Here is a 13,030-nt window from a genome sequence, read left to right on the forward strand (position 1 = left end):
CTCCGTTAACCCTTTGCTAACCATACACCCGGCAAGAATTGCCGGGTGAAGTCGAGTGTCGTCAGCCGCGTAGAACGGGGGATCCCGTGGACGCCAGTGCGGTGCCTCACTTTCGGAACGGCGGCCCATCGGCCGCCGCGCAGACGTTTGGGGCGCGCGGACGGCAGTCGCGCGGGGAGGCAGCTACCATGGTCGACGTCACCGCGGGACAGGGCGTAGGCAGCGCGAAGCCGGGCCTCCCCTCCGTCACCGAGATCGTCAACATCCTCAAGCGCGGCGACATCGCGCTGGCGCTCGGCATCCTCACCATCCTGGTGGTGTTGATCCTGCCGCTGCCCGCGATCGTCCTGGACCTGTTCCTGGCGATCTCGATCACGCTCTCGATCCTGATCCTGATGACGTCGCTGTTCATCCAGGCGCCGCTGGAATTCTCCGCCTTCCCGACCATCCTCTTGATCTCGACCATGTTGCGGCTGTCGCTGAACATGGCCTCGACCCGCCTGATTCTGTCGCACGGGCACGAGGGCACGGATGCCGCCGGTCACGTCATCGAAGCCTTCGGCAGCTTCGTCATGGGCGGCAATTTCGTCATCGGCATCATCGTCTTCGCCATCCTGATCATCGTCAACTTCGTCGTCATCACCAAGGGTTCGGGCCGTATCGCCGAAGTCGCCGCCCGCTTCCACTTGGACGCCATGCCCGGCAAGCAGATGGCGATCGACGCCGACCTTTCCGCCGGCCTGATCGACGAGAAGGTCGCCAAGGAGCGCCGCAAGGCGCTGGAGGACGAAAGCGGTTTCTTCGGCGCCATGGACGGTGCCTCGAAGTTCGTCCGCGGCGACGCCATCGCCGGCCTCCTGATCGTCTTCATCAACGTCGTCGGCGGCATGATCATCGGCGTCGCGCAGCAGGGCCTGTCCTTTGCCGATGCCGGACGCAGCTACACGCTGCTGACGGTCGGTGACGGCCTCGTCACCCAGGTGCCGGCGCTGATCGTCTCGACCGCGGCGGGCCTGCTCGTTTCCAAGGCCGGCGTCTCCGGCGCCGCCGACAAGGCGCTGATGAAGCAATTCTCCGGCTATCCGCAGGCGCTGGCGATGTCCTCGGCCGTCATGCTGGTGCTGGCGGCGCTGCCGGGCATCCCAACCATCCCGTTCCTCGCGCTCGGCGCCGGCGCCGGCGCACTGGCCTGGAGCGCGCGCAACCACAAGCGCACCACCGCCAAGGCCGAGGAAGCGGCCAAGGCCGCGCCCGTTCCGGGAACGCCCGGCGCGCCTGGCGCGGCGGCAGCGGACGAACCGATCTCGGCGGCGCTGAAGATCGACGACCTCAAGATCGAGCTCGGCTATGCGCTGCTGCCGCTGGTCAACGGCCCCGACGGCACCGACCGCCTCACCGAGCAGATCAAGGCCCTGCGCCGCTCGCTCGCGATCGAGATGGGTTTCGTGATGCCGGCGGTGCGCATCCTCGACAACGTCCAGCTCGAAGCCAACACCTACATCATCAAGATCAAGGAGGTCGACGCCGGCACCGGCAAGATCTGGCCGAACCAGTTCATGGTCATGGACCCCGGCGGCAGCCAGGTGCAGGTGCCCGGCATCCACACCACCGAGCCGACCTTCGGCCTGCCCGCGACCTGGGTCGATGCCAGCCTCAAGGAGGAGGCTTCGCTCAAGGGCTACACCGTCGTCGACGCCGCCACCGTGCTCTCGACCCACCTCACCGAGTTGCTCAAGGCCAACATGTCGGACCTGCTTTCCTACGGCGAGGTGCAGAAGCTGCTCAAGGAGCTGCCGAAGGAGCAGAGCGAGCTGGTCAAGGACATCGTGCCCGGCCAGGTCACGGTTTCCGGCATCCAGCGCGTGCTGCAGCTGCTGCTCGCCGAGCGCATCTCGATCCGCGACCTCTCGACCATCCTCGAAGGCATCGCCGACTCGCTCGCCTTCTCGCGCAACCCCGCGACCATGGTCGAGCATGTCCGCGCCCGCCTCGCACGGCAGATCTGTGCCCAGAACACCTCCTACGCCGGCTACCTGCCGCTAATCGCGCTGTCGGCGAAATGGGAGCAGGCCTTTGCCGAATCCATCATCGGCCAGGGCGAGGAGCGCAGCCTGGCGATGCAGCCGTCGAAACTGTCGGAGTTCATGACCGCCGTGCGCGAGGCCTTCGAGCGCGCCGCCCGCGAAGGCGAGGCCCCCGTACTGGTCACCTCTGCGGCAATTCGTCCCTTCGTCCGTTCCCTGGTCGAACGGTTCCGCGCCCAGACGACCGTGCTGTCGCAGGCCGAAATCCACCCGAGGGCAAGGCTGAAGACCGTCGGAAGCGTCTGATTTGCCTTAAGAAGCCGTGTGTTTTTCGGCCACAGGCAAATGGTTTTTGAGTTCCTGGCGCCTTGTGGACCGGATGTTGACAAGGCGTCCTACGGGTACATTATAGCATTGAAATAATTACAAATTTGTACGATCAGGCCTCACCGCTGATCGCGATTTCTCACGTCATATCACGCTCTTGTGATGTCCCCTTGGGAACGAATCCGCCCAATACTAGGTTGTTGGGCACCGGAAGCATGAACCAGCCTGAACGGGCTAGCGACTACTTCGGGTAGGTGGCGGCAGGAGGCTTCCATGAACCACTCGATCTACAGCGCAGATCGCTCGACCCATTTGAAGATTGTGGTCGTTGCCCTCGTCGCCGGGATCGCGGTTGCTGGCTTCGGCATCACGGCACGCACAGGTTCGGACGACGGCCTGGCCCAGACCGCCCGCGTCATCAAGGCCGGCAAGCCGGTTGTGATCACCAGTTCGAACGTATCGCTCGTTCGCTAAGGAGATTTTTTGAGTTTCAGGAATTCACGCGGCTCTTTACCAGCCCCCCAAAGTCGCCACGTGGATATGTAGACGACCCCAACCCCAAGTCGACTACAGAAAGCGCCCGCCCCCCACGGGCGCTTTCTCATGTCTGGGGGGTACGTCGTTGCTTGCGGGACTAGCGCCTCAGCCTCGTCATTGCGGGGAGCATAGCGACGAAGCACTGTGCGACGGTTGCGCTACAAGAGGCTGCACAGCGGCATACAGGTGAAGAGTTGCGGGCCAAAAGCCGACGTCACCCGGCTATTCAATCACCTCGTCAGCGCGTGTCAGCACTGAGGCAGGAACGATGAGGTCGAGCGACTTGGCAGTTTTCAGGTTCAATGCGAACTCAAATGACGTCGGCCGCTCGATCGGAATGTCGCGAGGCGCGACGCCGCGAAATATCTGAGCAATCTGGTCGGCCATGCGCTTGCGCAGTTCTATGCGATTGGGCCCATATCCGATCAGACACCCCGTGTGCGCCATTTCCGCCCATTCGCACACTGTTGGGAGCCGACCTTCGAGAGCAAGAGCTGCCAACTGCCTGCCATCCCGCAGAAACTGCGGAAGCGCGCTGATGATCAATGCCTGTGCACCTTGAGCCCGCATCGCCGCAAAGGCAGCCGGGTATTCGCTCGGTGCGGCGACTGGAAATACAAGTACTTCAATGCCGAGCCCCGCCGCCGCCTTCCTCACGGCCTCGCTCGCTCCACTCAAGGCCGGGACCAGCGCGGCCACACGCCGACGGTCAGGTACCGCTTCGAGCAGAATGGAAAGCCGCTTCGCTTCAAGCTCGTCCGCCGCAATCACGACGCCAGTAATATTCCCTCCCGGCCGCGCGTAACTCGCGGCGAGGCCAAGCACAATCGGATCGTTGCCAAAAGCGACGACCGGCACGGTGCGTGTGGCCGCGGCGGCAGGCTTTAGTGCGGTGCCAATGGCGACGACTGCGTCTGGCTGAGCGGCGAGCAATTCGCGCATGAGAGCCGGCAGCGAATCCGAATCGCCGACACGTGCGTCGAAGATGAGATTGCGGCCTTCAACAAAGCCAAGCCTTTCAAGTTCTGGCAAAGTTATCTGGCGGGTAAGAGCTTCGGTTTCCGATGTGGTCGCAAGATGCCCGAGGCGGTAGATTCGGTTTGGCCTCTGAGCGCGAGCGGTCAGCGGCAGTGCCACCATACCAGCCAGCCCGGCAATGAACTTCCGTCGCCACATGTCTCCCTCGCTTGATCGACGATAGGATTGCACAGAATGGCTTTTCAGCGCCTCGGATGGGGGGAGCGAAGCGAAACCCCATCAAACTTCGTTCTCTTGATCAGATCGCACCAACGATTGCTTGATGCTGGCTCCGCCCGTCAAGCGATGGGATTCGCGAGAGCTCACGTCCAACGAGCTGACATCTCTCAGCATTGCCTAACTTCAATTCGGTCCTCATCGTCTCCCAGCGGCTGAAAGCGGCTCTTAAGCATCTCGAACGTATGTCGGACGATGAGCAAGCTTCCGTCGAGATGCGCATTTCGTTTGTCGACCCGACGCCATGCTTCGTGTTCCGGGCACTCGAGAAGATAGAGCCGCGCGCTAGCCCCCAGCGCTGCAGCGGTCGTCCTTGTCTCATCGCGCTGGCGTCGCGACCAAAAACCAAGATCAAGTACGACATCTAGGCCGAGTTTCACACATCGTGTCCAGTGCGCGTCGATCAGCCTCGATACGCGTTGATGAAATTCGGGAAACTGATCCATAGGCGGATCATTGCCGTACAAAATCGTCATCCATTCGTCGTGACTGAAGCGAATGGCCGGCAGTTCGTGCTCCAAGTGCCGCGCGAACGTCGTCTTTCCTGCACCGAGATATCCATGAATCAAGTGTGCGGTTGCCATTCTGCTGTCCCGTTACAGCGCGTAGGATGGATAGAGCGAAGCGAGATCCATCAGACTTCGTTCTCTTTATCAGATCGGCACCAACAGTCGCTTGGCGCTGGCCCCGCCCGTCGGGCGACGGGCTTCGCAAGAGTTCAACACACGCTATGAGAACTGACATCTAGCCGATTGCCGTCGGGCGTCGCTTTGGCTGATGGCGTGCCCATCTCAAGGACGACCGTCAGAATGAACGGCAAGCGATCCACCGAGCGGCTCCATTTCGCGGTTGCACGGCAAATATGGCACAATCTCGGGCCGATCGTCCATGGGCGAACTTGCCGCGCCCGGTGCGACGTCAGCCCGTAGGGCCATGCCGGACCAAGCAATCGTCGTTCCGGTCTGATCAGGAGAACGAGGTTCGATGAGTTTTGCTTCGCTCTCCCCATTCTACGCGGTACGTTCATGGCGCGACGATGCTGAGCGTCAATTGGGGAAACCGTTATGCTCTTTAGGATTGTGACGGCCGCTTTTGCGGCAATGTGTCTTTCGACACCTACCGTCGCCGGCGCTCAATCGGAGCCCTCATCCTCCGCAACATCCGACAATGCAACCATGGAGCGCGCCGTCGATCAGCTCTTCGCGCGATGGGCTGAACCAAACTCGCCCGGCGCTGTCATCGCCGTCCTTCGGGACGGCCAGATCATCTACAGCCAGGGTTATGGCGCAGCCAATCTGGAGTATGGTGTGCCAAACACGCCGGCGACCGTATTCCACCTGGCATCGGTCTCCAAGCAGTTCACCGCCTTCGCGATCTATCAACTTGCTCACGAAGGAAAATTGTCTCTGGATGACGACGTTCGCAAATATGTTCCGAAGTTGCACGACTTCGGCAAGCCGATCACGATCCGTCAACTGCTTCATCACACCAGCGGAGTTCGAGACCAGTGGAATCTTCTGGCGCTCGCGGGGTGGCGGCTCGACGACGAGATCACGGACGATGATGTGGCACATCTGCTGTTTCAACAAACCGAGTTGAACTTCGAGCCCGGCGACCAGTTCCTCTACAGCAACAGCGGCTACACGCTGCTCGCAATGGTCGTGAGGCAAGTGTCCGGCAAAACGCTGCCCGAGTTCACGAAGGAGCGCATCTTCGACCCACTCGGTATGTCTCATACGCACTTCCAGGACAAATACGGCATGCCCGTCAAGGACCGGGCCTATTCCTACGGGCGGCAGCCGGATGGCAAGTACCAATACATTGCGCTGACCTATTCGACGGTCGGACCTTCAAGCCTGTTTTCAACGGTCGGCGACCTGGCGCGCTGGGATGAGAATTTCTACACCGGACAAGTCGGCGGCCTGACGCTGCTCGCCGAGATGCAGCAGAAGGGCAAGCTCAACAACGGCAAAGATATCAACTACGCATCGGGCCTATCCATCGGAAAGTATCGCGGGCTCAGGACGGTTGAGCATTCTGGCGGCGATGCCGCATACCGGACCAATATTCTCAGATTTCCAGACCAGCACTTTTCGGTAGTGATACTGGCAAACGCGGGAGATCTGACCCCGGCAGCGCTCTCATTCAGGATCGCCGACATCTATCTCAAGGAATTGCTCAAGCCTGCGCGTGACAAGCCGACCCTTGACGACAAGCCGGAAGTTGCCGTCGACCCCAAGATCCTCGATGCCTATGTTGGCGACTATGAACTCAGACCGGGGTTCATCATTTCCGTCAGCAAGGACAATGATCATCTCGTCACGCGCGCGACCGGCCAGCCATCGTTTCCAATGTACGCGGTCTCCAACACCGCTTTCCGCCTGAGGGTGGTTCCCGCCGAAATCGTCTTCGACGACGTCGCGCAAGGCGGAGCGGCCCAAAACGCGGTCCTGCACCAGAACGGCGCCATTCTTCCTCTGAAGCGGATCACCATCAGCAAGCCTGCAGGAGACCGGCTCAAAGCATACGAGGGTCACTATTACAGCGCTGAACTCGGCGTCATCTATGACGTGTTCGTTCGCGAGAATGTGCTGATGGTGCACTACCCGCGGGGAGAACTCGATCTGCAACCTGTCGGAACTGACGCGTTCACGACGGGCTTTCCGATCGGAAATCTGAAGTTCGCGTGCGTAGACGATGGCAAGTGCAATGCAATGTCGATCGATGACGGCCGCGTCAAGCGGCTGCGATTCGACAAGGTCTCGCTCGATCCGATCGGCTCGAAGTCGTCGCAATGATTCAGGAATGCGCTTCCCGGAACTGACATAAATCGAGGGCTTGAACGTTTGCTTGTCCTGATGACCAAGGACGAACGCGTTACTGGACCTCGGCGACCTTCGGTTCAGATGACCGCAACTGCGCATTCGTTGCCGGGGGCCGCTTCGACGGCGATGACGGGTCCGGTGATCGGAAGGTGGTGTCGGGCGTCGCTTCCTGGGATGGTCGATGGGCTGCGGTTGCCGGAAGCACGATCACTTTCGCTCCGACTTTAACCCGCTCATAGAGATCGACGACGTCCTCATTGGTCAGCCGGATACAGCCGGACGAAACACGCTTCCCGATCGTATCGGGCTTGTTGGTGCCGTGAATTCTATACTCGGTCTCGCCCAGATACATCGCCCGGGCGCCGAGCGGGTTGCCGGGACCGCCTGCCATGAACCGCGGCAGATAAGGCTGGCGCACGACCATCTCGGCCGGCGGACGCCAATCCGGCCATTCCGTCTTGCGGGCCACGGTCTGTTCGCCCGACCAGGTGAAACCCTCGCGGCCGACACCGATGCCGTAGCGCATCGCTTGCGCGTCGTTCAGAACGAAATAGAGGAACGTATTCTTGGTATCGATGATCACCGTGCCTGGCGCCTGGCGGCTGGCGTAGTCGACCACCTGCCGGACAAGCGCTCCGGGACCTTCAGCAGCCTTTGGCGGTTCGACCAGTGGCGCAGGGGCCGGGATTGGAGCCGGAGTTGGCGCTGACGCCAATGCATGAACCGGAGGTGCCACGTAAACCGGAGTTGACGACGCCTGGGCCTGAGGCGCGGACGGCTTCCGTGTTGGTTGCACGCTCGCCGGGCGAGACAGCAAACCGTACCCCAATGCGGCGACGGCCACGGCGCCAATTGCAACTCTCGCGGCCATGGGTATTGCGAGCGTCTCCGCCTTTCCACGTTTGGCCCGCCTACCCATACGCTTTCCCCAGGTCACTATGCCCAAGAGACGTACCCAGCAAGTTTTAACAAACTTCGAAGCAATTTCCGCTCAGGCTGGAACCGTTAACCATCATTCGCTGCCGACCACGGCCACGCTCAATTCCGCCGCGCTCCATAGGTCGGCGGCGGCGCCTGCACCGTCGGCGCAGCGGCAGCAAACAGCTCGTCCTTGCGCCCCGAGAGCGGCGGATAGATGCGCTTGCGGTTGATGGCCTGCTTGGTCGCCTTGGCTGCCTCGCCGGTCGTCCGCACCTCGCGATCCCAGCCTTCCGTGTAGAGCGCGCCCCAGCCGCCGAGATCGAGCACGGTCACGTACCAGTCGATGCGCAGCGGCAGCATCGGCCGGCCGGCGAGATCGGCCACCACATTGTGACCAGCGAAGCGGCCCATGGGCCGGGCAAACTGGCAGGACATCACGGTTGGATGCAGACCGTCGATCACGCTGGATGCGACGTCGCCTGCCGCGAATACACCGGGCACATCCGCAATCCGCATGAAGGGATCGACCAGCAGGCGCCCGAGACGATCGCGCGCCCCGGCAAAGTTTCCGGCCAGCCGGCTCGCGCGCATGCCGGCGCACCAGATCACCGTCTGCGTCAGGATGAATTCACCTGAATTCAAGCGGGCTCCTGCGGCCTCTACCGATGCGACGCGCACGCCGAGTCGGGTTTCGACGTCGAGCGAGGCCAGCGCCGTCTCGATGACGGGGCGTGCTTGTTCGCCAATGGTGGCGCCGACCACTGGATTGGGATCGAGCAGGACAATGCGGCGGCTGCCGGTGATGCCGGCGCGCGCCAGCCGCGCAGGCATTTCGGCAGCAACCTCGATGCCGGTAAAGCCGGCGCCGACCACCACCACCGTCGATCGCGCGGGCGACGGCGCGCTTCGCCCGAGCGAGGCGAGATGATCCTCAAGGCAACGCGCCGCAGCATAGGTGTCGACATCGAACGCGTGCTCGGCCAGGCCCGGAACATCGGGACGCATCACTTCGCTGCCAAGCGCAAGCACGAGGCGATCGTAACTCAGACTCTCCTTGCCATCGCTCGTGACCAGCGAGATTTCGTGCCGCGCCGGATCGATGGCTTCGACCTCACCGATCCCGTGCGTGACGCCGATCGGGTCGAGCAATTGCGGCAGCGGCAGCGCGACCTCGCTGAGGTCGACCTCGTAATTGCGCACGCGGATGTTGTGGTAAGGATTGCGGTCGATGAGATGGATCTCGATGTCGCGGCCGGCATCACCGATCTCATCGCGCATGCGCGCGGCACCGATGGCCGCCCACAGGCCTGCAAACCCTGCGCCGAGCACGACGATACGCGCCATGTCCGTTGACTTTGCTATTCCCGGGGATCCGGTGATCCGCCCCGCGCAGGCAGATATAGCTCATTGGTCCGGAACAACCAAATGCTGACGCCGCGTCCGACTGTACAAAATCGCGGCTCAGGCCTCGCGCAGCTCCGACGGCGTGGCGTGAAAACGCCTGCGGAAAGCACGGTTGAAATAGGACAGATCCGAAAAGCCCGAGGAATGCGCGATGTCGCTGATCTTGCGCGCGCGCGCGCGGGGATCGCCGAGCAGTTTTCGCGCCAGCAGCAGACGCTGCTCCAGCACGAATTCGGTGAAGGTGGTGCCGGCCTGCTCGAACAGCCGCTGGGCCTGACGCGGGCTCAACCCCGAGCGCGTTGCGACCTCGGACAGGCAGAGATCGTTGCGACCAAGTGCGGCCATCACGTCGGCGCGCATCAGATCGAGACGGGCCGCCGCATGGCCCCGACCGCGCGCGAGCGCGGCGTGCTCGGCGTCGGTACCGAGCAGCAGGCCGACGAGATCGACCATGTGCTGCGCGGTCAGGCGCTGGCCGACGGCGTCGAGATGGGGCGCGTGATGAGCGGCAAGCGCGTGATAGCGGAAGATGGTCTCGGCGACCGCGCCGTCCGAGAGCACCTGCGACAGCTTCTCCTCGGCGCGCGGATTGATGTCGAGCAGTGCGCGGCGCGGCATGCGAATGGTGGTGAAGCGGTTCTCGTCGGTGTGGCCGACGCTGCCGGTGATGCTCATATCGGCAAGCACCATCTGCTCCGGCGCAAGCTCGACCGTGTGGCCATTCTGCCGGACGCTGACGAGGCCGGCATGCGCGGCGATCAGCACGAGATCGTCGCTGCCGTCGGCGAGGCCGCTCTGTGTGCGGGAATATTGCGCGGAGGCACCTTCAGGAATGGCCAGCGTGATATTGTCGACCACGCTGACCTGCAGCCGGCAATCGATGCTGTCGCCCTGGCTCGGTCCGATCTCGAGGCCGCAGGGCCCGAGCGCCCTGTCGCGCCAATGCTCGAACGCCGGCCCCTGCGGCAGGCCTGCATATTGGTGAATAAAGATGCCCGGCGGCTTGGCTGCATCCATCTGATTTCTAGCCCCTCTTTCGGCACCATGATCGGCCGTGCCGACTGCAAATTCCGGGCATTTGACGCCGCGAAATGCATGGAGGTTCAAATCAGGGGCGGATTTGGCGGAACTTGTCGCATTGCGACGATCGAATGGACCGTGGCGACAGGAACGCGCGCTTGTCGCAACTACTTCTTCGCAGGCGCCTGCGGCTGGGACGGCGGCACGGTCTCGATCAACTTGCCGGAAAATACCGGCGCCGAGGTCGGCTGGCCATTGGGTGAGCCGCCCGACTGCTCGACAGTGACGGCATAGGTCGCGCCGTTGACGACATCGGCATCGTAGCCGGCGAGCACCGGACGGGCCGTGAAGTCACCGCTGCCGATCACGCCGAGCGAGCGCGGGCGCGGCAGCCGGTCGGAGATCAGCCATAGCTCAAAGCTCTTGCCCGGCTCCGGCGTCGCGCCGACCTTGCGCACCGTGAAGTTCTTGGTCGCGCCATCGATGGTGAGAATGAAGGCGGGACCGCCGCTCTGGCCCTGCAACAGCGCAACATATTGCGCGGGCGAGGACAGCGGCGCGGCAGGCGTCTTGACCTCGACCGTCTGGATGCGCGGCGCTGGCCGCAACGCGCCCGGCAGCGCATCGGGCAGGAAGATCTGAAGCGACAGCGTCACCAGCAGCGCCGCCGCGAGCGCACCCACGGCGGAAGCGATCGAGCGCCAGCGCTTCACGCGGCTCTCGAGACGGATCACGTTGGTGTCGTCGACGACTGGCGCCGGCGTCGGAGGCACAATGCTCCGGTCGGGCGCATGGGTCTGCGGCACGAACTGCGGCGGGAAAATCGGAATGGCATCGGAGCCGGATTCGAGCGGCGCCGGCTGCTGCATATCCAGCATCGGAGGCTCGTGCGCCGGAGATTCCGGTGATGGCGAGTCTGGCGCCGGAGACTCCGGCGCTGAAGGCTCGGATGATGGAGGCTCCGGTGAATAGGATTCCGGCAACGGCGCGTCCGACAGCACCGGCGGCACCTTAGGCGCATCGTGCGAGGATTCCGTCCGCGCGATCTCCGCCCTGATGTTCTCCCACACGATCGACCGCGGCTCGATCGTGCCGACCATCTGATTGAGGACGCCGAGCCGGAACTCCCAGGCCTGCACGACGGCAGCGAACTCCTGGTCTACCGCCATCATGGCCGCGACCTGCGCGCGCTCGTCGGCATCGAGTGTGCCGAGCGCATATTCCGCGGCGAGCGCGATATGGTCCTCGCTGTAGGCCATCAATTGCAGTCCAAACTCACCCTCATCGTCCAGGCCTTCATAATCCGAGGCACTCACGGATATCCAACATACTGCGCCGGAGCCACGTCTTCACCGTGTTGACGGGCGCAGCGAATTTCTCCGCCAATTGTTCGCGGCTCCAGCCGTTGTAATAGGCGAGCAGCACGAGCCGCTGGCGGTCCGGCTCGAGCCGGCCGATACATTCCAGGAGCCGCTTCAACTCCTCGGTCATCTCCCGGCGCGCCAGGGGATCGGGACTGTCGGCGGCGACTTCCATCGCCTGCGGCTCCTCCTCGAGCGAGGCTTCGGTCTTCTTGCGCACGATATCGATGGCGCGGTTGCGCGCGATCGACGCCATCCACGTGATCGGCGACGACAGCGCCGGATTGAACTGGCCGGCGCTATTCCAGATCTTGACGTAGGTCTCCTGAATGACTTCCTCTGCGAGATCCTGTCGGCGCAAGATACGGAGGACGACGCCATAGAGTTTCGCGCGCGTGGCGGCGTAGAGGCGCTCGAACGCGGCCTGATCGCGCTTCGCCACCGCCTCAATCAGCCCGACCAGCTCTGCTGGCGTCAGCATTCAGCCCCCCAACGCGCGGCCCCGTCGTACCTTACCTCTCCCCGACGGGGAGAGGTCGATTTGCCCCCGGGCGATGCGAAGCATCGTCCCGCGCAAATCGGGTGAGGGGCTCGGGGCTCGCGGGAAATCGTAACCCCTCACCCCAGCGCCTCCCGCGCCGACCTCTCCCGAAGGGAGAGGTGGACACTCCACCACCGGCACCGCTTTCATCTCCGCCACCATAGCGCGCGGCAAAGCCCGTCACCAAGGGGCGAAGGGTCACGCTGTGGACAGCACATGCAAAAACCCGGACCTTGCGGGTCCGAGCTCGCAAATTCTCAGGCGATTTTGGTGCCGGCTGCCGTCTACGCGACGGCGCCGATGCGGGAGCGCATCAGGCCGATGCTGTCGAGATCGGCCTGCTCGCGGGCATTTTCCTCGGCGCGCTCGCGGGCCTGGTCGCGCTCGTCCAGGAGCTCGACCTTCTTCAGCTCCTCGAAAGCCTCGCCGAGCGCGGCCTTGGCTTCCTCGAGCTGGCCCTTCAGCTCGTCGGCCGAGCGGGTCAGGTTCTCGCGGCGCTGGATGGCGGCCTTGGCATAGGTCGGATAGGCAAAATGCGAGGGATCGTTGATCCCGGCGCGGTCCTGCTCGGTCTGGATCTCCCGCTCGAGATCGACCGACATCCGCTGAAAGTCGGCGATCATGGACTCGATCTGGGCGACCCGGCGGCGCTTCTCGTCGACCTGAAATTTCTTCAGGCGGATGAGGGTATCACGTGACTTCATCGACTCGTACTCCCCAGAAGTCCCTTGGCTGCACGTGGGACGACACCAGTCTCCCCACAGGCCCGATTGGGGCCAAGACCGGCTCTGCTACTCTGTGGGATCGGATGATGAC

At 63.1% G+C, this 13,030-nt stretch carries 11 protein-coding genes; 3 read left to right on the top strand and 8 right to left on the bottom strand.

Annotated features, from left to right (window positions below; genetic code table 11):
* Nucleotides 1-188: 188 nt before the first annotated feature.
* Both flhA and ACWAT4_RS33590 read left to right on the top strand, forming a co-directional pair.
* Complete coding sequence (flhA, locus tag ACWAT4_RS33585) at nucleotides 189-2,330, top strand: flagellar biosynthesis protein FlhA (RefSeq protein ID WP_212300012.1); 2,142 nt, start codon at nucleotides 189-191, stop codon at nucleotides 2,328-2,330.
* Between the two features lie 294 nt (nucleotides 2,331-2,624).
* Nucleotides 2,625-2,825: a hypothetical protein gene (locus ACWAT4_RS33590; RefSeq protein ID WP_449729114.1), complete on the top strand. Its 201-nt coding sequence runs from the start codon at nucleotides 2,625-2,627 to the stop codon at nucleotides 2,823-2,825.
* A gap of 285 nt (nucleotides 2,826-3,110) precedes the next feature.
* On the opposite strand, the gene ACWAT4_RS33595 is transcribed toward ACWAT4_RS33590, so the two are convergent.
* Together ACWAT4_RS33595 and ACWAT4_RS33600 are read right to left on the bottom strand one after the other, a co-directional pair.
* Nucleotides 3,111-4,064, bottom strand: a complete 954-nt coding sequence (locus tag ACWAT4_RS33595) for an ABC transporter substrate-binding protein (protein WP_212300013.1) — start codon at nucleotides 4,062-4,064, stop codon at nucleotides 3,111-3,113.
* A gap of 188 nt (nucleotides 4,065-4,252) precedes the next feature.
* On the bottom strand, nucleotides 4,253-4,726 hold the full coding sequence (locus ACWAT4_RS33600; RefSeq protein WP_212428504.1) for a P-loop nucleotide/nucleoside kinase family protein: 474 nt from the start codon (nucleotides 4,724-4,726) through the stop codon (nucleotides 4,253-4,255).
* Between the two features lie 591 nt (nucleotides 4,727-5,317).
* Here ACWAT4_RS33600 and ACWAT4_RS33605 point away from each other — a divergent pair.
* Complete coding sequence (locus tag ACWAT4_RS33605) at nucleotides 5,318-6,940, top strand: serine hydrolase (RefSeq protein ID WP_212428503.1); 1,623 nt, start codon at nucleotides 5,318-5,320, stop codon at nucleotides 6,938-6,940.
* 79 nt (nucleotides 6,941-7,019) lie between these two features.
* Here ACWAT4_RS33605 and ACWAT4_RS33610 read toward each other — a convergent pair whose 3' ends face one another.
* The 6 genes from ACWAT4_RS33610 to fliJ form a co-directional block, all read right to left on the bottom strand.
* Entirely contained in the window at nucleotides 7,020-7,886 is an 867-nt protein-coding gene (locus ACWAT4_RS33610) for a L,D-transpeptidase (RefSeq protein ID WP_449729115.1), read from the bottom strand.
* 119 nt (nucleotides 7,887-8,005) lie between these two features.
* Nucleotides 8,006-9,232 (bottom strand): NAD(P)/FAD-dependent oxidoreductase, encoded by a 1,227-nt coding sequence (locus ACWAT4_RS33615; protein ID WP_449729116.1) that lies wholly within the window; start codon nucleotides 9,230-9,232, stop codon nucleotides 8,006-8,008.
* 117 nt (nucleotides 9,233-9,349) lie between these two features.
* Nucleotides 9,350-10,309 (bottom strand): helix-turn-helix transcriptional regulator, encoded by a 960-nt coding sequence (locus tag ACWAT4_RS33620; protein ID WP_212300017.1) that lies wholly within the window; start codon nucleotides 10,307-10,309, stop codon nucleotides 9,350-9,352.
* A gap of 170 nt (nucleotides 10,310-10,479) precedes the next feature.
* On the bottom strand, nucleotides 10,480-11,571 hold the full coding sequence (locus ACWAT4_RS33625; protein ID WP_449731300.1) for an anti-sigma factor: 1,092 nt from the start codon (nucleotides 11,569-11,571) through the stop codon (nucleotides 10,480-10,482).
* Nucleotides 11,572-11,608: 37 nt separating this feature from the next.
* Nucleotides 11,609-12,154, bottom strand: coding sequence for a sigma-70 family RNA polymerase sigma factor (locus tag ACWAT4_RS33630; protein WP_212300018.1), 546 nt, complete (start codon nucleotides 12,152-12,154; stop codon nucleotides 11,609-11,611).
* Nucleotides 12,155-12,498: 344 nt separating this feature from the next.
* Nucleotides 12,499-12,918 carry a flagellar export protein FliJ gene (fliJ, locus tag ACWAT4_RS33635; protein ID WP_092302166.1) on the bottom strand — a complete coding sequence of 140 codons (420 nt, stop codon included), beginning with the start codon at nucleotides 12,916-12,918 and terminating at the stop codon, nucleotides 12,499-12,501.
* Nucleotides 12,919-13,030: the final 112 nt, after the last annotated feature.

The sequence above is a fragment of the Bradyrhizobium sp. T-1 genome, from assembly GCF_053592855.1.

Bases quoted from the DNA above. Each gene is read 5' to 3' on its own strand.
- flhA (WP_212300012.1), top strand. From the start codon at position 189: ATGGTCGACGTCACCGCGGGACAGGGCGTAGGCAGCGCGAAGCCGGGC.
- ACWAT4_RS33590 (WP_449729114.1), top strand. From the start codon at position 2,625: ATGAACCACTCGATCTACAGCGCAGATCGCTCGACCCATTTGAAGATT.
- ACWAT4_RS33595 (WP_212300013.1), bottom strand. From the start codon at position 4,064: ATGTGGCGACGGAAGTTCATTGCCGGGCTGGCTGGTATGGTGGCACTG.
- ACWAT4_RS33600 (WP_212428504.1), bottom strand. From the start codon at position 4,726: ATGGCAACCGCACACTTGATTCATGGATATCTCGGTGCAGGAAAGACG.
- ACWAT4_RS33605 (WP_212428503.1), top strand. From the start codon at position 5,318: ATGGAGCGCGCCGTCGATCAGCTCTTCGCGCGATGGGCTGAACCAAAC.
- ACWAT4_RS33610 (WP_449729115.1), bottom strand. From the start codon at position 7,886: ATGGGTAGGCGGGCCAAACGTGGAAAGGCGGAGACGCTCGCAATACCC.
- ACWAT4_RS33615 (WP_449729116.1), bottom strand. From the start codon at position 9,232: ATGGCGCGTATCGTCGTGCTCGGCGCAGGGTTTGCAGGCCTGTGGGCG.
- ACWAT4_RS33620 (WP_212300017.1), bottom strand. From the start codon at position 10,309: ATGGATGCAGCCAAGCCGCCGGGCATCTTTATTCACCAATATGCAGGC.
- ACWAT4_RS33625 (WP_449731300.1), bottom strand. From the start codon at position 11,571: ATGGCCTACAGCGAGGACCATATCGCGCTCGCCGCGGAATATGCGCTC.
- ACWAT4_RS33630 (WP_212300018.1), bottom strand. From the start codon at position 12,154: ATGCTGACGCCAGCAGAGCTGGTCGGGCTGATTGAGGCGGTGGCGAAG.
- fliJ (WP_092302166.1), bottom strand. From the start codon at position 12,918: ATGAAGTCACGTGATACCCTCATCCGCCTGAAGAAATTTCAGGTCGAC.